Origin of the sequence: Sinorhizobium prairiense (assembly GCF_029201645.2) — a bacterium.
GTDB lineage: Bacteria > Pseudomonadota > Alphaproteobacteria > Rhizobiales > Rhizobiaceae > Sinorhizobium > Sinorhizobium meliloti_A.
The window spans coordinates 2,787,933-2,806,885 of the sequence record NZ_CP104131.1 but is presented as its reverse complement, the minus strand read 5'-3'; the positions used below and the strand labels follow the sequence as shown (position 1 = coordinate 2,806,885).

At 64.5% G+C, this 18,953-nt stretch carries 16 protein-coding genes and 2 pseudogenes; 6 read left to right on the top strand and 12 right to left on the bottom strand.

All coding sequences use genetic code 11. The features are described from left to right. Nucleotides 1-101 precede the first annotated feature (101 nt). Nucleotides 102-734 (top strand): LysE family translocator, encoded by a 633-nt coding sequence (locus N0Q91_RS16230; protein WP_275596923.1) that lies wholly within the window; start codon nucleotides 102-104, stop codon nucleotides 732-734. On the opposite strand, the gene N0Q91_RS16225 is transcribed toward N0Q91_RS16230, so the two are convergent. Beyond that, the gene (locus N0Q91_RS16225) at nucleotides 731-1,645 is read right to left on the bottom strand and encodes a DMT family transporter (RefSeq protein WP_275596922.1); all 915 of its coding nucleotides are present in this window, start codon (nucleotides 1,643-1,645) and stop codon (nucleotides 731-733) included. The genes N0Q91_RS16230 and N0Q91_RS16225 overlap by 4 nt on opposite strands. 135 nt (nucleotides 1,646-1,780) lie before the next feature. On the opposite strand from N0Q91_RS16225, the gene N0Q91_RS16220 reads away from it, so the two are divergent. Further along, complete coding sequence (locus N0Q91_RS16220; protein ID WP_003527801.1) at nucleotides 1,781-2,218, top strand: Lrp/AsnC family transcriptional regulator; 438 nt, start codon at nucleotides 1,781-1,783, stop codon at nucleotides 2,216-2,218. On the opposite strand, the gene dut is transcribed toward N0Q91_RS16220, so the two are convergent. Continuing rightward, on the bottom strand, nucleotides 2,211-2,693 hold the full coding sequence (gene dut / locus N0Q91_RS16215; protein WP_275596921.1) for a dUTP diphosphatase: 483 nt from the start codon (nucleotides 2,691-2,693) through the stop codon (nucleotides 2,211-2,213). The two genes, N0Q91_RS16220 and dut, sit on opposite strands and share 8 nt — an antisense overlap. A 98-nt stretch (nucleotides 2,694-2,791) precedes the next feature. Between dut and N0Q91_RS16210 the strand changes: the two genes are divergently transcribed. Beyond that, the gene (locus tag N0Q91_RS16210) at nucleotides 2,792-4,375 is read left to right on the top strand and encodes a peptide chain release factor 3 (protein WP_018093953.1); all 1,584 of its coding nucleotides are present in this window, start codon (nucleotides 2,792-2,794) and stop codon (nucleotides 4,373-4,375) included. Nucleotides 4,376-4,396: 21 nt separating this feature from the next. Here the strand turns inward: N0Q91_RS16210 and N0Q91_RS16205 are convergent, their stop codons facing one another. After that, entirely contained in the window at nucleotides 4,397-5,287 is an 891-nt protein-coding gene (locus N0Q91_RS16205) for a DMT family transporter (RefSeq protein WP_275596920.1), read from the bottom strand. An 84-nt stretch (nucleotides 5,288-5,371) separates the two neighbouring features. Beyond that, nucleotides 5,372-6,180: pseudogene (locus N0Q91_RS16200) on the bottom strand (AraC family ligand binding domain-containing protein). A gap of 112 nt (nucleotides 6,181-6,292) precedes the next feature. On the opposite strand from N0Q91_RS16200, the gene N0Q91_RS16195 reads away from it, so the two are divergent. Then, nucleotides 6,293-6,817, top strand: a complete 525-nt coding sequence (locus N0Q91_RS16195; RefSeq protein ID WP_275596918.1) for a helix-turn-helix transcriptional regulator — start codon at nucleotides 6,293-6,295, stop codon at nucleotides 6,815-6,817. A gap of 71 nt (nucleotides 6,818-6,888) precedes the next feature. Further along, a pseudogene (locus N0Q91_RS16190) lies at nucleotides 6,889-7,871 on the top strand (NAD-dependent epimerase/dehydratase family protein). 4 nt (nucleotides 7,872-7,875) lie between these two features. On the opposite strand, the gene N0Q91_RS16185 reads toward N0Q91_RS16190, so the two are convergent. From N0Q91_RS16185 to N0Q91_RS16155, 7 genes are all read right to left on the bottom strand, one after another. Next, the gene (locus N0Q91_RS16185; RefSeq protein ID WP_018093958.1) at nucleotides 7,876-8,280 is read right to left on the bottom strand and encodes a GFA family protein; all 405 of its coding nucleotides are present in this window, start codon (nucleotides 8,278-8,280) and stop codon (nucleotides 7,876-7,878) included. A gap of 76 nt (nucleotides 8,281-8,356) precedes the next feature. Further along, nucleotides 8,357-9,157, bottom strand: coding sequence for a 5-deoxy-glucuronate isomerase (gene iolB, locus N0Q91_RS16180; protein ID WP_100669792.1), 801 nt, complete (start codon nucleotides 9,155-9,157; stop codon nucleotides 8,357-8,359). A gap of 84 nt (nucleotides 9,158-9,241) precedes the next feature. Further along, nucleotides 9,242-10,141, bottom strand: coding sequence for a myo-inosose-2 dehydratase (gene iolE / locus N0Q91_RS16175; protein ID WP_275596917.1), 900 nt, complete (start codon nucleotides 10,139-10,141; stop codon nucleotides 9,242-9,244). Nucleotides 10,142-10,384: 243 nt separating this feature from the next. Beyond that, nucleotides 10,385-12,238, bottom strand: coding sequence for a 3D-(3,5/4)-trihydroxycyclohexane-1,2-dione acylhydrolase (decyclizing) (gene iolD / locus N0Q91_RS16170; RefSeq protein ID WP_275596916.1), 1,854 nt, complete (start codon nucleotides 12,236-12,238; stop codon nucleotides 10,385-10,387). Nucleotides 12,239-12,287: 49 nt separating this feature from the next. Then, nucleotides 12,288-14,240 (bottom strand): bifunctional 5-dehydro-2-deoxygluconokinase/5-dehydro-2-deoxyphosphogluconate aldolase, encoded by a 1,953-nt coding sequence (locus N0Q91_RS16165; protein WP_275596915.1) that lies wholly within the window; start codon nucleotides 14,238-14,240, stop codon nucleotides 12,288-12,290. A gap of 119 nt (nucleotides 14,241-14,359) precedes the next feature. Further along, nucleotides 14,360-15,214 carry a MurR/RpiR family transcriptional regulator gene (locus tag N0Q91_RS16160; RefSeq protein ID WP_100669789.1) on the bottom strand — a complete coding sequence of 285 codons (855 nt, stop codon included), beginning with the start codon at nucleotides 15,212-15,214 and terminating at the stop codon, nucleotides 14,360-14,362. A 276-nt stretch (nucleotides 15,215-15,490) separates the two neighbouring features. Next, nucleotides 15,491-16,621 carry a Gfo/Idh/MocA family protein gene (locus tag N0Q91_RS16155; protein ID WP_275596914.1) on the bottom strand — a complete coding sequence of 377 codons (1,131 nt, stop codon included), beginning with the start codon at nucleotides 16,619-16,621 and terminating at the stop codon, nucleotides 15,491-15,493. A gap of 251 nt (nucleotides 16,622-16,872) precedes the next feature. Between N0Q91_RS16155 and N0Q91_RS16150 the strand changes: the two genes are divergently transcribed. Continuing rightward, nucleotides 16,873-17,688, top strand: coding sequence for a class II glutamine amidotransferase (locus tag N0Q91_RS16150; RefSeq protein WP_275596913.1), 816 nt, complete (start codon nucleotides 16,873-16,875; stop codon nucleotides 17,686-17,688). Here N0Q91_RS16150 and coaBC read toward each other — a convergent pair. After that, on the bottom strand, nucleotides 17,680-18,885 hold the full coding sequence (gene coaBC / locus N0Q91_RS16145; protein ID WP_275596912.1) for a bifunctional phosphopantothenoylcysteine decarboxylase/phosphopantothenate--cysteine ligase CoaBC: 1,206 nt from the start codon (nucleotides 18,883-18,885) through the stop codon (nucleotides 17,680-17,682). The two genes, N0Q91_RS16150 and coaBC, sit on opposite strands and share 9 nt — an antisense overlap. Nucleotides 18,886-18,953 lie beyond the last annotated feature (68 nt).

Sequence of the window (18,953 nt, the reverse complement as noted above, 5' to 3'; positions counted from 1 at the left end):
CCCCGCATCTACGCGCGAAAATTGATCGGGTGACAAGAACGGCGTTGCCCTTGGCGGTAGAGCCGTACACTTTCCGGAAAAACATGGGAGACTGGCGCACCATGCCCGAAATTCAGAACCTCCTGGGCTTCGCCCTGATCGCATTCGGCATGGTGCTGACGCCGGGGCCGAACATGATCTATCTGATCTCCCGCTCGATCTGCCAGGGACCGGGGGCGGGACTGATCTCGCTCGGGGGCATAGCCCTCGGCTTCGTCTGTTACATGGTGTCTGCCGCGCTCGGCATTACCGCCCTGCTTCTGGCGGTTCCCTTTGCCTATGACGCCCTTCGTTTCGCAGGCGCGCTTTACCTGCTTTACCTTGCCTGGCAGGCCGTTCGTCCCGGCGGCCGCTCGATTTTTCAAGTGCGGGACCTCCCGAAGGATCGCCCGCGCAAGCTCTTCGCGATGGGCCTCTTCACCAGCCTGCTCAATCCGAAGGTGGCCATCCTTTACGTGTCGCTGCTGCCGCAATTCATCCGCCCCGAGGCCGGCAACGTGCTCGCGCAGTCGCTCATCTTCGGCAGCGTGCAGATCGCGATCAGCGTCAGCGTCAATGCGCTGATCGCGATGACCGCCGGAGGGGTGGCCGCCTTCCTCTCCGGTCGGCCGTCCTTCATGCTGGTGCAGCGTTGGCTCATGAGCACGGCGCTGGCGGGTCTTGCCATCAGCATGGCCTCGGAGGCCCGGCGTTAGAGGCTTCCTTCCGCCGGGCGCTTGGCGGAAGATGAAGATGGCCGAAGGGTCCAGCCGAGATTGGTGCCCGCGGCAGCGATGAGGATCGCGATCGAGCCCGCGATCTGCACCGGCTGCAGAGCGTGTCCGAACGCGATGCGGTCAACCAGGATCGCGGCCACCGGATAGATGAAGGAAAGGGCGCCGGTCATGTGGGTCGGCAGCTTCTGTATCGCGCCGTAAAGCAGAATATACATGATACCGGTATGAACCACGCCGACGGTCAGGAGCAGCGTCCACTGGAGCGTTCCCTGCGGCAGCGGCGCGACGAGGGCGAAGGGGGCGAGCATGGCCGCTCCGGTGATGACCTGCACCAGCGCGATCAGATGCGGCGGCGTGCCCTTGAGGAGCTTGGTAACGAGCGCCGCGATGGCGTAGAAGAAGGCGGCGCCGAGCGACAGTGCTATCCCGGTGAGATAGTCGCTGGGCTCATAAGTGCCCGCGGGCTTGGCGAGGACGATCGCGATCATGCCTGCGAAGGAGAGCGAGAGCCAGAGGAGTTTGCTGGCGGTGATCTTCTCTCCGATAAAGAGCGCACCGAGCCCGAGCAGCATGAAGGGCTGCGTGTTGTAGACCATGGTCGCGATGGAGATCGAGGCGCGGGGATAGGCGGCGAAGAGCAGGAGCCAGTTCACGACGATCGCGACGCCGCCCAGAGCGGAAAGAATAATGACCTTCATCCGCAAATGTCTCAGGTCGATGAGGCCGAAGACCGCCGCAAGCGCGGCGAGCGTTGCAGCCCCGAAAACGCAACGCCAGAAGACGACGCCCGCGACGGGCTGGCCCGACATCAGAACGAACCAGCCGATCGTTCCCGAAATCAGCATCGCCGCCGTCATTTCCGCGCTTCCGCGCCGTATGTCCTTATCCATGGCCTTTTGCTCCATCCATTGTGCTGCAAGAATAATGAGCCTGGTGGCGCGAGGATATGGATTTTGAGAGGAAATTATGGGAGGATACCTAACAGATTAAGGCGATAAGGCTAAATTGACTTACGAGGGAGTTGCATGCTGGACGAGCTCGACCGCCGCATTCTCGAAATTCTGGCCGCCAATGCCCGGGTGTCGTTGAAGGAGCTGGCGCAGGAGGCCGGCCTTTCCTCGCCGAGCGCGGCGGAGCGGCTGCGCAAGCTCGAGGAGCGCGGCGTGCTCGATGGTTTCACCATCTCGGTCAATCCGGCGCGTCTCGGCTATCCGCTGCAGGCGATCGTCCGCATCCGGCCGATGCCGGGCATGCTGCATATCGTCGAAAGGCTGATCCAGGAAACGCCCGAATTCATCGAATGCGACAAGGTCACGGGGGACGACTGTTTCATCGCCAAGATGCTGGTGCGCGACATGGCGGAACTCGACACGATCCTCGATCGCATCGCGGAAAAGGCGCAGACGAACACGTCGATCGTCAAATCCTCGCCGGTCAAGCGGCGCCTGCCGCCGCTTATCTAGTTCCGGTCGAGCCGAAGCCGCCGGCCCCGCGCGTCGTCGCCGTGGGGCCATCTGCCTCGCGGATCGCCAGCTGGGTCACCGGGGCGATCACGATCTGGGCGATACGCATGCCGCGCTCGACCGCGAAATCCTCCGCACCGAGATTGACGAGCAGCACCTTCACCTCTCCGCGATAGTCGCTGTCGACGGTGCCCGGCGTGTTGAGGCAGGTGATGCCGTGCTTGAAGGCCAGCCCGGAGCGTGGCCGGATCTGTCCTTCATGACCGGCGGGGATCTCGAAGATAAAACCCGTCGGGACCAATGCGCGCTCTCCCGGCCGGATCGTCATCGGGTCCTCGGCCGGCACGGCCGCGCGGAGGTCCATGCCGGCGGCACCCGCGGTCTCGTAGGCCGGCAGGTCGAGACCCTCGCCATGAGGCAGGCGGACGAGGGTGAGGCCGGGGGTCGGGGCAGGTCGATTTTCGGGCGTGTGCATGGTCATTCCGTCATAAGCACGGCCGGGCTTGCCGCAGTCAATTGCATATTGGCCCCCGAGCCTGTAAAGGACGCCGCAACTCACAGGATACTCAGATCATGGCCGAAAGCATTGCCGAGGCGGTCTCCCGCCGCCGCACATTTGCGATCATTTCGCACCCGGACGCCGGTAAGACGACGCTCACCGAGAAGCTTCTGCTCTTCGGCGGCGCGATCCAGCTCGCCGGCGAGGTCAAGGCCAAGAAGGACCGCATCCAGACCCGCTCGGACTGGATGAAGATCGAGCGCGAGCGCGGCATCTCCGTCGTCACCTCGGTGATGACCTTCGAATATAACGATACTGTTTTCAACCTGCTCGATACGCCGGGTCACGAGGACTTTGCCGACGACACCTACCGCACGCTGACGGCGGTCGATGCGGCTGTCATGGTGATCGACGCGGCAAAGGGTATCGAGCCGCGCACGCTCAAGCTCTTCGAGGTCTGCCGCCTGCGCGACATCCCGATCATCACCTTCGTCAACAAGATGGACCGCGAAAGCCGCGATCCGTTCGAAATCCTCGACGAGGTCGAGCAGAAGCTGGCGCTCGACTGCGCGCCGGTCACCTGGCCGATCGGCCGCTCCAAGACCTTCTGCGGCACCTATCATCTTGCCACCGACGAGGTGCGCGGCGCCGACACGCAGGAGCGGCTGACAAAGGTCAACGATCCGGAAATGGCTTCGCACCGTCTGCCCGAGAACGAACGCGACACGTTCATCGAAGAAGCGTCGCTGGCGATCGAGGCCTGCAAGCCCTTCGACCGTAAGGCTTTCCTCGAAGGGCACCTCACGCCGGTGTACTTCGGCTCGGCGCTGCGGAACTTCGGCGTGCGCGACCTGATCAATGGGCTCGCCGACTTCGCGCCGCCGCCGCGGGCCCAGGTTGCCGACATCCGCACCGTCGAGGCGACGGACGACAGAATGACCGCCTTCGTCTTCAAGATCCAGGCGAACATGGACCCGAACCACCGCGACCGCATCGCCTTCGTCCGCGTCTGCTCGGGCAAGCTCGAGCGCGGCATGAAGGCGCGGCTTTCGCGCACCGGCAAGCAGATGGGGTTGACGGCGCCGCAGTTCTTCTTCGCCTCGCAGCGCCAGCTCGCCGATACGGCTTTCGCCGGCGACGTCGTCGGCATCCCGAACCACGGCACGCTCAGGATCGGCGATACGCTGACCGAGGGCGAGCCGCTCGTCTTCCAGGGCGTGCCGAACTTCGCACCGGAAATTCTCCGCCGCGTCCGGCTGGAAGATGCGATGAAGGCGAAGAAGCTGAAAGAGGCGCTGCAGCAGATGGCGGAAGAGGGCGTCGTGCAGCTCTTTTCTCCGGACGACGGCGCGCCTGCGATCGTCGGCGTCGTCGGCGCGCTCCAGCTTGACGTGCTCAAGGAACGCCTGCAGGCGGAATACAGTCTGCCGGTCTCCTTCGAGATGTCGCGCTTCTCCATCTGCCGCTGGATCTCCGCCGAGAACCCGGCCGAACTCGAAAAGTTCATCGCGACCCACCGCGGCGACATTGCGCGGGACCTTGACGGGGACCCGGTATACCTGGCGCAGGACGGGTTCTCGCTGCGCTACGAATCGGAGCGCTATCCGGCGGTCAAGATGGTGGCGATCAAGGAGTATCACGTCGCCAAGGCGGCGTGATCGCGCCTGCGCCGGATTCCCCTATCCGGCCCGCTCCGGACCGGCCCTGCGAAGACCGAGGCTCAGCACGGCGATCAGCACGCATGCCATGCCGATCATCTGATTGGCGGTGATCGTCTCGCCGAGAACGGCAGCGGCGAGGAGCAGCGCGGAAACCGGTGCCAAGGCGGTGAAGACCGAGGCCTCGGTGCCGCTCACCTTCTGAAGTCCCGCATACCAGAGCACGAAGCCCCCGACCGTCGGCACGAGCGCGTAATAGGCGACCGCCGCGAGCGCCGGGGCGCCTGTCGCACCCATCGAAGGAAGCTCTGCAAGCGCGAACGGGAGCGCAATGGCACCACCGAAGCCCGTCATCAGCGCCGACAGGCCAAGCGGCGGAATCGCGACGCTGACGCGCTTGTTGAGCAGGATGAACAGGCCTTCGCAGATGACCGCGCCGAAGATCAGCGCGCTGCCGGCGAGCGAATGCGCGGCGTTTGCATCCGGCCGGAAGACGATCGCGAGAACGCCGGCCGCCGCGAGGCAAACGGCCGCGAACACGGAGCGATGCGGACGCTCGCCGAGAACCATGATGGCGATTGCGGCGGAGACGACGGGAAGCGTCCCGATGATGACGCCGGCATCGGCCGCAGAGGTGAGTTTCAGGCCGGAAATGAGCAGAGTCGTGTAACCGACGCTGCCGGCGCCCGCCTGAAACAGGAGGATGAGCCAATCGCTCTTCGGCAGCTTGGGCCAGGACGCCCCGGTTGCGCGCATCACGCCCAGGAAAAGAGGGAAGGCGATGGCAAAACGCAGCGCCGTTGCCGTGAACGGCGGCAGGCCGGCGGCGATGATCTTGCTCGCGATCACGGTGCTGCCGACGAGCACCATGGCGAGCGACAAAAAAACATATCCCTGAACTTGCTTCGACATTCCGCCATCGCTCCCGATTGATGATGGGGGCAGAAAGGCCGATCGGCAGCGCGCGGTCTTGTACGAAATTGCAAGGCGGCGAAATCAGTTTACCGCTTGCGCGTAGACACCGGGGAGAAGCCGTATTTGCGCACGAACACGCGTGTCATGTGGCTCTGGTCCACGAAGCCGCCGGCAGCTGCCGCTTCCGCGAGCGGCGTGCCCCCGGCGATCAGCCGCCGGACGATGTCTATCCGGCGTTGGAGGAGATAGGCATGGGGCGTCAGTCCCGTCGCCCTGGAGAAGCCACGCACGAGCTGGAAGCGGCTCAGGCCGCTCTCGCGGGCGAGGTCCGCGAGCGTAAGCGACGCAAGCGGATCGTCCTCGATAAGGCTCACGGCCGAGGCGACCGACTTCGGCACGCCTGCCGGCGCATCCGGCGAGGCAAGCTGCATCGCCTCCGCGAACAGGGTGACGGCCAGTTCATCCCAGCGAAGCATCGTCTCGGTGCCGTCGGCGGCCGCGGCAGCCGCAAAGATCGCGCCGAAGCGGGCTGCCAGCCCGGTACTTCTGATCACCGGGTCCGAGAATTCGCAATCCGACCTCTTCCCTTCGGTGACGTCATCGACGAGCGAGGCGACCAGCGGCGGATCGAGATAGAGCATCCGCCAGGACCGGCCCGCGTCGCCGATCGGGGCTCCGTCGTGGACCTCACCGGGATTGACGGTGATCACGTCGCCCGCTTCCGCCTCGACGGTTCCGCGGCCGCTCAGCGACGTCTGCGCACCCGCATGGATCAGGCCGATGCCGAACTGCTCGTGCGTATGGCGCGCGAAACTGTGATTCGTCGTCGCTTCCACCACGTCGACGCCGGCGATGCGGCGCGGCAGCATTCTGAAATGCCCTTTCGCCATGTACCGTTCGCTGTCCCGTTCCACGTTGAGCCCTTATGGTGGTATAGCGTTTCCATTCCCTGCCGCCTAGCGCAGGTGGCCGATAGCTTCGCCGGATCAGGAGGAAACCGAGATGCTCTACACGGCACGGACGCTGAAGCGGCTGCGGCTCCTGAACGGCATGAAACAGAGCCATGTGGCGGAGCTCATGCGGGTGACGCAGGCGACGATATCGCGCTGGGAAGCGGGCGTCCTCACACCTTCCGAAAATCAGCAGCAGGCGCTGGAGCGCCTATTCGCCAGGGTGCCCTCAGCCGCCGATGCGGCTCTCAAGCGGCCGGTCGAAAGCTCGAGCGCGAGGGTTCACCTGATCTGCGACCACTCGCACCGGCTGCTGGCTGCTTCGCCCCGGCGGCGGGCGGAGTGGCGGCGGGAAATGGTCGGCGAGCCGATGTTCCGTTATGCCTCGCAGGAGATCCGGAAGGCGGAACGCGATCTCGCGGAGCTCGGCTGGCACGATGGCCGTTTGGCTTTCCTGGCCGTCGAGACCGGGCCCAACGGCCGCGACGACGTTCCCATCTCTGCCGGTCGCGTGCTTTGGGAGCGCATACCACTCGCCGACGGCGCGATGGGCCGGCTGGTCACCGCGATCTCCTGAGCGAACGCATAATTTATGCCTTGCCGGCTTCGCCGCGCTGCGCCTAGCCTCAAGGCAACAAGGAGCGACGCATGACGATACTGGTGACGGGAAGCGCCGGCCATCTGGGTGAGGCATTGATAAGGGTACTGCGCGCGGCCGGCCGCGACGTTCGCGGCATCGACATCAAGAGCTCGCCATTCACCGATGCCGTCGGGTCGATCGCCGACCGCCGCTTCGTCCGTCACGCAATGAAGGACGTGCGCGCAGTCATCCATTCCGCGACCCTGCACAAGCCGCATGTGGCGACGCACGGTTATTGCGAGTTCGTCGATACCAATGTCGCGGGCACGGTCAATCTGCTGGAAGAGGCAGCCGGGGCGGGCGTCGGCGCCTTTGTCTTCACCAGCACCACGAGCGCCTTCGGTTCGGCCCTGACGCCGGCGCCCGGTGAGCCGGCAGCCTGGATCACGGAAGACGTCCAGCCGATCCCGCGTAACATCTATGGTGTGAGCAAAGTTGCGGCGGAGGGATCTGCGAGCTTTTCGCGCGGCGGCACGGTCTGCCCGCCGTCATTCTCCGGACCTCGCGCTTCTTTCCCGAGGCCGATGACGATGCGGAAATCCGCGGCCGCTTTGAAACGGCCAATGCGCAGGCGAATGAATTGCTCTACCGGCGCGCGGATATCGAGGACGTCGCGAGCGCCCATCTATCGGCCCTCGACCGGGCGATGGAGATCGGCTTTGGCCGTTTCATCGTCTCGGCCCCGACGCCGTTCACACGCGACGATCTCGCCTCTCTGCGGGAGGATGCCCCATCCGTCGTCTTCAGCCGCTTTCCCGAATGCGAGGCGCTTTATGCGCAACGGGGGTGGCGGCTCTTTCCGACGATCGATCGGGTTTATGTGAGTGCGCGCACGACGGCTTGTCTCGGCTGGCGGCCGAAATATGATTTTGCCCATGTGCTGAAATGCCTGCGCCGCGGTGAGGATTTCCGCAGCCCGCTCGCAATCGAGATCGGGTCCAAGGGCTACCACGACACGGTCTTTGCGGATGGGCCCTATCCGGTCGCTTGAACCGTCAATCCCGAGGCAGCCCCGGCAGCTTGCCGATCTCGCCGGACCAGGGCAGCGCGGAGGAACACCAGATCTGCTTGCGTGGTGCAAGTTCGCGCCGCTGATTTATGGTGCCGACGCGGATGCCGATCTCCTCTGCGTCCTCGTCGGTGCCCGTCGTGTAGACCGGCGAGCCGCAATCGGGGCAGAAGAATTGCAGCCGCTTGCGTCCGTTTTCGCCGGTCTTGACGTAAAGCTTCGGCTCGCCGCCCGTCAGCCGGAACGATGATCGCGGCGTGCTGGTGCTGACGCGGTAGGCGGTGCCGGTCAGCCGTTGGCAATCGTTACAATGGCAGATCGTTACGTGCTCCGGATCGATCTCCGCCTCGTAGGTAACGAAGCCGCAATGGCACTGGCCGTCGATATGCATGAAACGCTCCTCGTCGCTTGCTTCGGCAAGATACGATAGGGCGAAGGCTCCATTCGTCCAGTGCGACGTCCGCGGGTCAGACGCCGGTGAACAGCCACTCGTGTTCCCTCGCATTGTGGAACTTCCAGATCCGCTTCGGCCCCGCCATGACGTTGAGATAATAGGAATCGTAGCCGTGGACCGCAGCCACCGGATGGTAGCCCCTCGGTACCAGCGTCACGTCGCCATCCTCCACCGCCATGGCCTCGTCCAGCGAACGGTCGTCGGTATAGACGCGCTGCATTGCAAAACCCTGCGGCGGGTTGAGGCGGTGGTAATAGGTCTCCTCGAGATAGCTTTCGGCCGGCAGGTTGTCCTGGTCGTGTTTGTGCGGCGGGTAGGAGGAGGTGTGGCCGCCCGGCGTGATCACCTCGACGACCAGCAGCGACTGCGCCGATTCGTCGTCTTCCGGCATGATGTTGGTGACGTAGCGTGTGTTGGTGCCCCGGCCGCGCGTCATCTGCGGGTGCGTGCCCGGGCGGATGATTTTCGCCTCGAAGCCTTCCCCGCCCGGCGCGGAGCAGACGGCGAGGTCGAGATCCGTGGTCGCTTCGGCCTGCCAGCTGCTGCCCCTCGGCACATAGACCGCATAGGGCTGGCCCTCGAAAGGCGTCATGCGCTCGCCGAGCTCGCCGAAGTCCTCGCCATCGACCGAAACCCTGGCTTTTCCGCTGACGAGTACCAGGCAGAGTTCCTTCTCGCCCGCTTCGCCGCCGGTCGTCTCGCTGGGCCGCAGCCGATGGAGGGCGAAACCGACATAGGTCCAGCCGGCACTTTCCGGCGTGATCTCCTGCATCAGGCCGGATTGCGCTTTCGGTTTGATGAGCAGTTTGGACATTCGGCGGTCTCCTGATCTCGCGTCTGTAGGTCTGCCCCTCTCCATAGCCCTCTGGAAGGGAGGCGGCAGCCGGGTGAGGGGCGTCTACGCGTCGAGCCCCGCTTCCTTCGCAAAGGCCTTCAGCGACTTCAGCCCGAGCGATTGGTACTCGAACGGATTGCGCACGGCCGAGTCCTGCTCGGCCTCGATGACCAGCCAGCCATCATAGCCGTGCTGGGCGGCGATCTTCAGAACCGGCAGGAAGTCGACGCCCCCTTCCGCATCGCCCGGAACGGTAAAGACGCCGCGTCGCACACCCTCGAGGAAGGACAGACCTTCGCTTTCGACCACCGCGCGGACCGCCGGGCGGACGTTCTTGCAATGAATGTGGCGGACCCGGTCCATATATCTCCGCGCCACGTCCGCCGGGTCGGAACCGCCGAACCAGGCATGGCCGGTGTCGAGCAGCAGTTTGGTCGCCGGACCGGTGTTCCGCATCAGGAGGTCGATCTCCTCGCCGGTCTGGACGATTGTGCCCATGTGGTGGTGGTAGACCAGATCGATGCCCTGGCCGGCGCAATATTCGGCGATCGCCTCGAGGTCGGCGCCGAATTTCTCCCACTTGTCCGCCGGCAGAACCGGCTTGTCCTTCACGAGCGACTTGGAATCGTCGCCGTGAATGGCGTTCGAGGTCTCGCAGACGATCGCCACCCGGCAGCCATTATGCTTCAGAAGGTCGAGATGCGGCTGGATAGCCTTCTTCTCCGCTTCGACATCATGGGTGAGGAGGTTGGTCGAGTGCCAGCCCGAGACGAAGACGAGATCGTAACTTGAGAGCTTCTGCTTCAGCGCTTCGGGGTCGGACGGCATCTTGTGGCCCTTCTCGATGCCGTCGAAGCCGATCTTCTTGCAATCGGAGAGGCAGTCCTCGAGCGTCAGATGCGCGCCGATCGAATGGTCGTCGTCATTGCTCCAGGCGATCGGGTTGGTTCCGTAACGGATCATGTGTTTTGCTTTCTGCTGCGTGGTCTGTTTGGGGCAGTCGGTTCGTAGTTTCGTTTTTGGTGCGCCGAGGATGCCGCAGTGTGGCCCCTCATCCGCCTGCCGGCATCTTCTCCCCGCGTGCGGGGAGAAGGGACAAGCCGCGCTGTCCCCGCCCCAACCCGCAAGCCACGGCTGACCGCCGGGCACGTCCCCTCTCCCCGCCCTGCGCGGAGAGGGTCAGGGGCCGCTGGCCGGACGCCAGTGTCAACCAAACCGCTGGGCCTGGAGGGCCTTTTCGTAGCCTTCGCGGGCGGCCTTCACCTGGTCTCGGTCCGAAACCTCCGGTACCGCGACGTCCCACCAGTGCCCGCCGGCCTCCGTTGTGATCAGCGGATCGGTATCGATGACGATCACGGTCGTGCGCGCCTCGTCGGCGGTCTCCGCGAGCGCAGCTTCGAGCTCGGGGATCGAGCCGACCTTGCGGGTCACGGCGCCCATGGCGGCGGCGTGCGCGGCGAAGTCGATCCGAGGCAGCTCCACATGATGGGTGTCCTTCAGCAGATTGTTGAAGTTGGCGCCGCCCGTTCCCATCTGCAGCCGGTTGATGCAACCATAGCCGGCATTGTCGAGCAGCACGACGGTGAATTTGGCGCCGAGCATGACGGAAGAGGCGATCTCCGAGTTCAGCATCATGTAGCTGCCGTCGCCCACCATGACGATCACGTCGCTATCGGGCTTGGCAAGCTTTACGCCCAGACCGCCGGCGACTTCGTAGCCCATGGTCGAAAAGCCGTATTCCATGTGATAGCCGCCCGGCTCCTCCGCCTGCCACAGTTTGTGCAGCTCGCCCGGAAGTCCCCCGGCGGCGCAGACGAGCGTCGTTTGCCTGCCGCCGCGGGCGCGCTGGACGGCGCCGATGACCTGAGCGTCGGAGGGAAGTGCGGCATTGGTGGTGGCGGTCGCCCTCTCGGCTTCAGCAAGCCACTCGGCCTTGCCCGCTTTTGCCCTCTCGGTCCAGGCTGTATCGGCCTTGTGGCTGCCGAGACCGCCGGAAATGCGGTTGAGGCCGGCCCGCGCGTCGGCAATCAGCGGCTGTCCCTGGTGCTTGCCGGCGTCGAACGCCTGGACGTTGAGGCCGATGATCTTCAGCGCCTCGTTTTTGAAGAGCGCCCAGGAACCGGTGGTGAAATCCTGCAGCCGTGAGCCGACGGCGAGCACGACATCGGCCTCTTCCGCCAATGCGTTGGAGGCGGACGTGCCGGTGACGCCGATGGAACCCATATTCAGCGGATGCGAATGCGGCAGAGCGGACTTGCCGGCCTGGGTCTCCATGACCGGAATGCCGTGTTTCTCGGCGAACGCAGCGAGTTCGGCGCTCGCTTCCGAGTAGAGCACGCCGCCACCGGCGATGATGATCGGCTTCTTCGCGGATCTGAGCGCCTCGATTGCCGATGCCAGCTCGTCGAGGTCAGGCTCGATGCGGCGCGGAACCCAGACCTTCTCGTCGAAGAAGGTTTCCGGATAGTCGTAGGCTTCCGCCTGCACGTCCTGGCAGAGCGATAGCGTCACCGGCCCGCATTCGGCAGGATCGGTCAGGACCTGCATGGCGCGGCGGAGCGCCGGGATGATCTGCTCGGGCCGGGTGATGCGATCGAAATACCGCGAGACGGGCTTGAAGCAGTCATTCGCCGAGATCGTGCCGTCCCCGAAACTCTCCACCTGCTGCAGCACCGGATCGGGCCTGCGGTTGGCGAAGACGTCGCCGGGAAGGAGGAGAACCGGCAGTCGATTGACATGCGCCAGCGCGGCCGAGGTCACCATGTTGAGCGCGCCCGGGCCGATCGAGGTGGTGCAGGCCATGAAGCGGCGGCGGAAGCTCGCCTTGGCGAAGGCGATCGCCGCATTCGCCATGCCCTGTTCGTTCTGGGCGCGGTAGGTCGGGAGCGTTTCGCGAACGCCGTAAAGCGCCTCGCCGACGCCGGCGACGTTGCCGTGGCCGAAGATCGCGAAGACGCCGCCGAAGATCGGCACGCGCTCGCCGTCGATGATCGTCATCTGCCGGGTCAGGAACCGCGCCACGGCCTGTGCCATGGTCAGGCGCACGGTTTTCTGGCTCATTTGTTTCCTCCTCGCGGCCGCATCCTAGCGCCGCCTTTGTATTTGACCGCTACGCCGCCTTGGTCTCACCCAATTGCAGCCAGAGATCGACGAGCGCCTTGAACTTCGCCGCCATGTCGGAGACTGCCTGCTCGTCGGTCATCCTGCCGGAAAGCCAGGCCTTGGCGGCGTCGGCGAAGATCGTCCGGCCGACGGCAAATCCCTTGACCGTCTTCGACATTCTGGCGGCGGCGAAACCGTCTTTCAACACCTCATAGGGTGCTTCCAGGCCGAGGAGCACCACGCCCCGGCAAAGCGGATCGCGCGCCTCGATCACGGCGTCGATCGCAGCCCAGGCGGCGCGGCTCGCTTGCGGCTCGAGCTTCCACCAGTCCGGCTTCAAGCCGGCATCATAGAGCTCCTCCAGCGCCCGCGGAATGGTCCGGTCGTCGAGTGTCCCGTGCTTGCCGGCGATGATCTCGATCAGGATCTCGCGCCCAACCTTGCGCGCCGCCTCGAAGGCCGAACGCAATTTTGCGACCTGAGCGGCCTTGAGTTCGGCCGGATCGTCGGGATGGTAGAAGGAAAGCACCTTGATGCAGTGGTCGACCGGCCAGTCGACGAGGCGGCTGCCGAGGTCCTGGCTGAATTCGAAGGTAAGCGGCCGTGATCCCGGAAGCTCGATCGGCTTGCCGATCCAGAAGTCGCGATGGGCGCCGGCGGCATAGAGCGCATCGCGGCCGTATTTGTCGTCGATCAGCATGCCGAAGCCGGAGCGGCCTTGAGCCACCTCTGCCGCAGCCCTGACGGCAAGCACCTTGAAGGCCGGGATGCGCGAGAGCAGTTCCGGATTTCCCTCGGCAATGTCCTCGAGCTGACTGCGATGGTCGACGGCGAGCGCCATCAGGAGCGGGATGTCGCGCCGGCGCGTCGTCGCCCAGTGCACGTGGTTGATCGCCTCGTCCTTGCGCAGCGCCTTCTCCTTGCTGCCGTGCTCGAGGAAATATTGCAGTTCGGTCCAGGTCGGGATTTCCGGCGCGCAGAGCAGGCGCGAGACCGCGAAGGCGCCGCAGGCATTGGCCCAGGTAGCGGACGTCGCGTGCGGCTCGCCGGTGAGCCAGCCGCGCAGAAAGCCCGACATGAAAGCGTCGCCGGCGCCGAGAACGTTATAGACTTCGATTGGAAAACCCTTGCCGACGATACCGTCTTCGAGATCGTCCGAGATCGGTCCATCATAGACAATGCAGCCCATCGGTCCACGTTTGAGCACGATCGTGGCTTCGGAGAGGGAGCGGATGGTCTTGAGTGCCGCGAGGAGGTCGCTTTCGCCCGACGCGATCAGCACCTCTTCCTCAGTGCCGACAATCAGGTCGCAATACCCGAGCACGGTCTTCAGATGCGCCGAAACGCGGTCCGAGGCGATGTAGCGGCTCTCGCCCGCATCGTGACCCGCAAGACCCCATAGATTAGGGCGGTAATCGATGTCGAAGACGATCCTGGCGCCGCTTTCCTTGGCGATCCTCATCGCCTTGCGCTGGGCGGCGTCCGCATTCGGTTTGGCAAAATGCGTGCCGGTGACGAGGACCGCGCGCGCGGAACCGATGAAGTCCTCCGAAATATCGTCCTCGCAAAGCGCGTTGTCGGCGCAATTGTCGCGATAGAAAAGGAGCGGGAAGGATTTGTCGTTCTCGACGGAGAGGATCGCAAGTGCGGTCAGCCGCTCCGGGTCGGTGACGATGCCGCGCGTCTCCACGCCTTCGCGCTGAAGCTGCTCGCGGATGAAGCGGCCCATCTGTTCGTCGCCGACGCGCGTCAGGAGCGCCGATTTCAGGCCGAGGCGCGCTGTGCCCACGGAAATGTTGCAGGGGCAGCCGCCGACCGACTTGGCGAAGCTCGCCACGTCTTCGAGCCGCGTGCCGATCTGCTGTCCGTAGAGGTCGACCGAAGCTCTGCCGATCGTGATGAGGTCGAGGGGCTTGGCACCCGCACCTGATGGAACTTGGGCCGACGAAATCTGGCTCACTGCTTCCTCCCCGCGGACGCCGGACCGGCGCCGACAAATATGCCTATGCCATGGGTGACGAGCATATGAAACATAAATTCCGTTGTTTCGTCAATATGGAATTTCCGTTCTATATTGCCTCACTCGCCCTCGGCGATGCGGCGCCGTTTCTCGGCGATGGCGACGGTCAGCGCCATGGCGAAGGCCATGCTGGCGGAGAGCGAACGGAAGCCGGCATGATCGGCCTCGACCAGTTCGAACCAGACCCTGGAGGATTCGGCGAGCGGCGAGAAGGCGGAGTCGGTCAACGAGACAACGGGTACCTTTCGGTTGGCGAGCAAGCGCGCCTGGCTGGCGCTTTCCGACGCGTAGGGCGAGAAGCTGACGGCAAAGGCGGCATCCTCCTTCGTCGCCATGGCCAGCATGTCCTCGTCGATCCCCGCGGCCGTTCCGACATGCTGATACTTCACCTTCAGCTTGCCGAAAGCATAGGCCATGTAGCTGGAGATCGGATAGGAGCGCCGCTTGGCGATGAGATAGATCGTGTTCGCCTTGGCGAGAATGCCGACGGCGCGCTCGAATGCCTCGGGATCGACCGAGGTCGCGATGTTGTCGAGCGAGCGATGGGCGGCCGCAACGAAGCCGTTGAAGATCGATCCGCTTTCGAGCTTGCTGTGATCGTTCTGGCGCAGCGCCTTCAGCCGTTCCTCGTAGCCGGGCGTACGCTCCCGCAGGCGTGCGCGAAAAATCTGCTGCAGGCTCGAAAAGCCTTCGAAGCCGAAGTGCTGGGCGAAGCGCACGAGCGTCGAGGGCTGGACGTCGGCCGAAGTCGCAATACTCGCCGCCGTCCCGAAGGCGATCTCGTCCGGATTGTCGAGCGAGTAGGCGGCCACCTGTTTCAGCCGTTTCGGCAGCTGCGCCTTGCGCTCGAGGATAACCGCCTTCAGCGTTTCGAAATCCTGCGGGACATCGGCAATCGTTTCAGGCGTGGGCATCGTTCGGGCCTCCGGCTCGCTCTCGTCGTTTGCCTCAGTTTAATCGACTAACCATTGCAGCGATAGAATGGACGTTCCATTTTGGTTCCTTATCCAGCGGGAAGTGCGCATACCCGCATCGCCTCAGGCTTGTCTCCCGCAGGCGGGGCGAAGGAAACGCGCGGCGCTACCTTCGCAACCATGACCGCCCGCAAACCATCGGGCACGTCCCCTCTCCCACGCGCGGGGAGAGGGTAAGGGTGAGGGGCAAAGACAGCAGCGAGTCGGACGTCGAGATCAGCCAATCTCCACCCACTCGTTCGTCCTTGCGGAGTGATAGGTTGCGGAAAGAACCTTCTGGACTTCGTAACCCTCGCGGAAATCGGTCGAGGTCTTACCGCCCTTGGCGATCGCTTCCAGGAACTCGTTGGCCTCGATCGCCTTCAGCTCGTTGAAGCCGATCTGGTGGCCCGGTGCCACGCAGAAGGCTCCGTAGGGCGGATGCTCCGGTCCCGCCCAGATCGTCCGGAAGCCGCGGCTCCTGATGTCGTCGCCGGCGGAGTAGACCCTGATCTCGTTCAGCCGCTCCTGGGTGAAGACGATGCTTCCCTTGGAGCCGTAAATCTCGAAATCGTGCTGCATCTTGCGGCCGGTCGCGATCCAGCTCGCTTCGAAGCTTCCGCTCGCGCCGCTCTCGAAACGGACGAAGGCCCTCGTGACGTCGTCGACCTCGACCGTCCGGGTCTCTGTGGCGCCGCGCGTGACAGGGCGTTGCGGAACGTGGATGACGGTCTCTGCCAGTACGGACCGGATCGGCCCGACGAGATGGCGCATGCAGGCGATCATGTGGCTGCCGATGTCGGCGAGCGCACCGCCGCCGCTGCGCGGGTCCAGCCGCCAACCCCACGGAACGCTCTCATCAGCCATGAAATCTTCCGCATGAATGCCGCGAAACGAACGTATTTCGCCGATCTCGCCGCTTTCGATAATGTCCCTGGCGAGAAAAATGAGCGGGTTCTTGAGATAGTTGAAGCCGACCTGGGTGACGACGCCGGCCTTTTGCGCGGCGGCGACCATCTCGGCGCAGTCGGCGACCGTCGGTGCCAGCGGCTTTTCGCAATAGACGTGCTTGCCGTGGGCAATCGCAGCGAGCGCCATTTCCTTGTGCAGGAGGTTCGGCGTGGTGATGTCGATGATGTCGATCTCGGGATCGGTCAGAAGTTCGCGCCAGTCGGCCGTCGCCTTGCGGAAGCCGAGTTGTCCGCGGGCCGCCTCCGCGCCCTCCTGCGTCACGTCCGCCACGGATACGAGATCCAGCTCGAAGGGCAGGTCGAAGACTCGTGACGCAATCGTGAACCCAAGGGCATGCGCCTTGCCCATGAAGCCCGTCCCGATCAGGCCAATGCCCAGCCTGCGCTTGCCGCTCATCTCGTTTCTCCCGGGCCAAGCCCTGTCTGTGCTCGGCGAAATGAAATGAAATGCGCGCGAATTGTCAATATGGAATATTTGTTCGAAAATCCGGTCCCGCGTGCCTGATGGAACAGGGCGTGTCCGCCCGGTCCGCTATGCTTGGGCAGAATGTGTTAACGCATTTTTACCCATGTTGCGTTGAAACATCACTGGTGACGGTGGTGGACGAATCGCTTTCATATGGCGGGGCGAAATCGGAGTGATCGAGCATGTGCCGTTGGGCAGCCTATCGCGGAGAGCCGCTTTATCTCGAAGAACTCGTGACGTCGCCCAAGCATTCCCTGATCGAGCAATCCCATTGCGCCGTCAGGGCGAAAACGGCGACCAATGGCGACGGCTTCGGAATAGCGTGGTACGGCGACCGTCCTGAGCCGGGCCGCTACCGGGACATCCTGCCCGCCTGGTCGGATTGCAATCTCAAGAGCATTGCGAGGCAGATTCGCTCGCCGCTGTTCCTCGCCCATGTTCGCGCGGCCACCGGCGGCGGCACGCGCCGCGACAATTGCCATCCCTTCGTCTTCGGCCGCTGGTCCTTCATGCATAATGGACAGATCGGCGATTTCGAGCATTTGCGGCGGCCGATGGAGACCATGCTCGACAACGAGCTCTATTCGGCGCGCAGCGGCACGACGGATTCGGAGCTGCTCTTCCTGCTTGCCCTGCAGTTCGGTCTCGACCGTGATCCCCTCGGTGCCGTTGCCGAGGCGCTCGCCTTCGTCGAGCGGCTTGCCGAACGCCTGGGACGCCCGGCACTCGTGCGCTTCACGGCGGCCTTCTCCGACGGCTGCGATCTTTATGCGGTCCGCTATGCCACGGATTGGAAAGCTCCCACGCTCTATGCAGGTCCGATGGGGTCGAGTGGCGGCTATTGCCTCGTCTCCGAGCCGCTCAATGACGATGACAGCGCCTGGGTGGAGGTTCCGGACGGATCCGCGATCATCGTCGGGGAAAACGGCGTCGACGTTCGCCTTTTCGGGACGGCCGACCTGGCAATAGCGCCCACCTCCGGCCTGTCCTCAGGATGAAAGCTTCGCCGCGATCAGCGCGGCGAGCTTCGCCGCGACATCGTCCTTGCCCATTTCCGGCCATTCCTCGGTACCGTCACGGCCGATCAGCTTAACCCGATTGCGGTCGCCGCCCATGATGCCGGTTGCGGGCGAAACGTCGTTGGCCAGAATGTAATCGGCCCCCTTCTTCTGGAGCTTGGCGCGGCCGTTCTCGGCGACGTTCTCGGTCTCGGCGGCAAAGCCGATCACGAGCTTAGGCCGCGATGCGTGGTGGCCGACGGTCTTCAGGATATCGGGATTCTCTGCAAGCTGCAGCGGAGGAGGGGCCTCGCCCGGCCGCTTCTTGATCTTGTTGCCGGCGGCCGATGCGACGCGCCAGTCGGCAACGGCTGCCACCATGACGGCCACATCGGCCGGCAGCGCGGCCAGCACCGCATCGCGCATCTCCTCGGCGCGCTCGACCCGTACGACGCGGACGCCGGCGGGGTCCGCGATCGTCACCGGCCCGGAAACGAGCGTGACCTCGGCGCCGAGCCGCGCCAGTGCTGCGGCGATCGCGTGGCCCTGCTTGCCGGACGACCGGTTGGCGATGTAGCGCACCGGATCGATCGGCTCGTGCGTCGGTCCGGATGTGACGATGGCCTTGCGACCGGCGAGCGGGCCTGCTCCGTTGAAAAATTCCTCGACCGCCGCGACGATCTCCAGAGCTTCGGCCATGCGGCCTTCCCCCGCCTCGCCGCTCTCGGCCATTTCGCCGGTGGCAGGTCCGACGAAGCGGACGCCGTCGCCGGCGAGCGTCGCGCGGTTGCGGTGCGTGGCCGGGTGCGACCACATCCTCGGGTTCATCGCCGGCGCGAGCAGCACCGGCCGGTCGGTCGCCAGGAGCACCGTCGAGGCGAGGTCGTCGGCGTGACCGTGCGCCATCTTTGCCATCAGGTCGGCCGTTGCCGGGGCCACGACCACGAGATCGCAATGCCGCGCCAGCCGGATGTGACCGACATCCTGCTCGTCCTCGCGCGAGAAAAGCTCCGTGAAAACGTGAGAGGCCGAAAGCGCGCCGACGGTCAGCGGCGTCACGAAACGCTGCGCCGCCGCCGTCATCACCGGGCGCACGTCGGCACCGCGCTCGCGCAGGCGGCGGATCAGGTCGAGGCTCTTATAGGCCGCGATTCCGCCGGCTATGATGAGAAGAATGCGCTTGCCCGACAGTGTCATTCCGCTTCGGCTCCAGCCGCTCCCGTTCGTTTCCGGCGACCCTACTCGACCGTCTTGCCGCACGCAAT

What these genes read in the sequence shown, in the direction of transcription:
- N0Q91_RS16230 (WP_275596923.1), top strand. Translation starts at nt 102, where the DNA reads ATGCCCGAAATTCAGAACCTCCTGGGCTTCGCCCTGATCGCATTCGGC.
- N0Q91_RS16225 (WP_275596922.1), bottom strand. Translation starts at nt 1,645, where the DNA reads ATGGATAAGGACATACGGCGCGGAAGCGCGGAAATGACGGCGGCGATG.
- N0Q91_RS16220 (WP_003527801.1), top strand. Translation starts at nt 1,781, where the DNA reads ATGCTGGACGAGCTCGACCGCCGCATTCTCGAAATTCTGGCCGCCAAT.
- dut (WP_275596921.1), bottom strand. Translation starts at nt 2,693, where the DNA reads ATGCACACGCCCGAAAATCGACCTGCCCCGACCCCCGGCCTCACCCTC.
- N0Q91_RS16210 (WP_018093953.1), top strand. Translation starts at nt 2,792, where the DNA reads ATGGCCGAAAGCATTGCCGAGGCGGTCTCCCGCCGCCGCACATTTGCG.
- N0Q91_RS16205 (WP_275596920.1), bottom strand. Translation starts at nt 5,287, where the DNA reads ATGTCGAAGCAAGTTCAGGGATATGTTTTTTTGTCGCTCGCCATGGTG.
- N0Q91_RS16195 (WP_275596918.1), top strand. Translation starts at nt 6,293, where the DNA reads ATGCTCTACACGGCACGGACGCTGAAGCGGCTGCGGCTCCTGAACGGC.
- N0Q91_RS16185 (WP_018093958.1), bottom strand. Translation starts at nt 8,280, where the DNA reads ATGCATATCGACGGCCAGTGCCATTGCGGCTTCGTTACCTACGAGGCG.
- iolB (WP_100669792.1), bottom strand. Translation starts at nt 9,157, where the DNA reads ATGTCCAAACTGCTCATCAAACCGAAAGCGCAATCCGGCCTGATGCAG.
- iolE (WP_275596917.1), bottom strand. Translation starts at nt 10,141, where the DNA reads ATGATCCGTTACGGAACCAACCCGATCGCCTGGAGCAATGACGACGAC.
- iolD (WP_275596916.1), bottom strand. Translation starts at nt 12,238, where the DNA reads ATGAGCCAGAAAACCGTGCGCCTGACCATGGCACAGGCCGTGGCGCGG.
- N0Q91_RS16160 (WP_100669789.1), bottom strand. Translation starts at nt 15,214, where the DNA reads ATGCCCACGCCTGAAACGATTGCCGATGTCCCGCAGGATTTCGAAACG.
- N0Q91_RS16155 (WP_275596914.1), bottom strand. Translation starts at nt 16,621, where the DNA reads ATGAGCGGCAAGCGCAGGCTGGGCATTGGCCTGATCGGGACGGGCTTC.
- N0Q91_RS16150 (WP_275596913.1), top strand. Translation starts at nt 16,873, where the DNA reads ATGTGCCGTTGGGCAGCCTATCGCGGAGAGCCGCTTTATCTCGAAGAA.
- coaBC (WP_275596912.1), bottom strand. Translation starts at nt 18,885, where the DNA reads ATGACACTGTCGGGCAAGCGCATTCTTCTCATCATAGCCGGCGGAATC.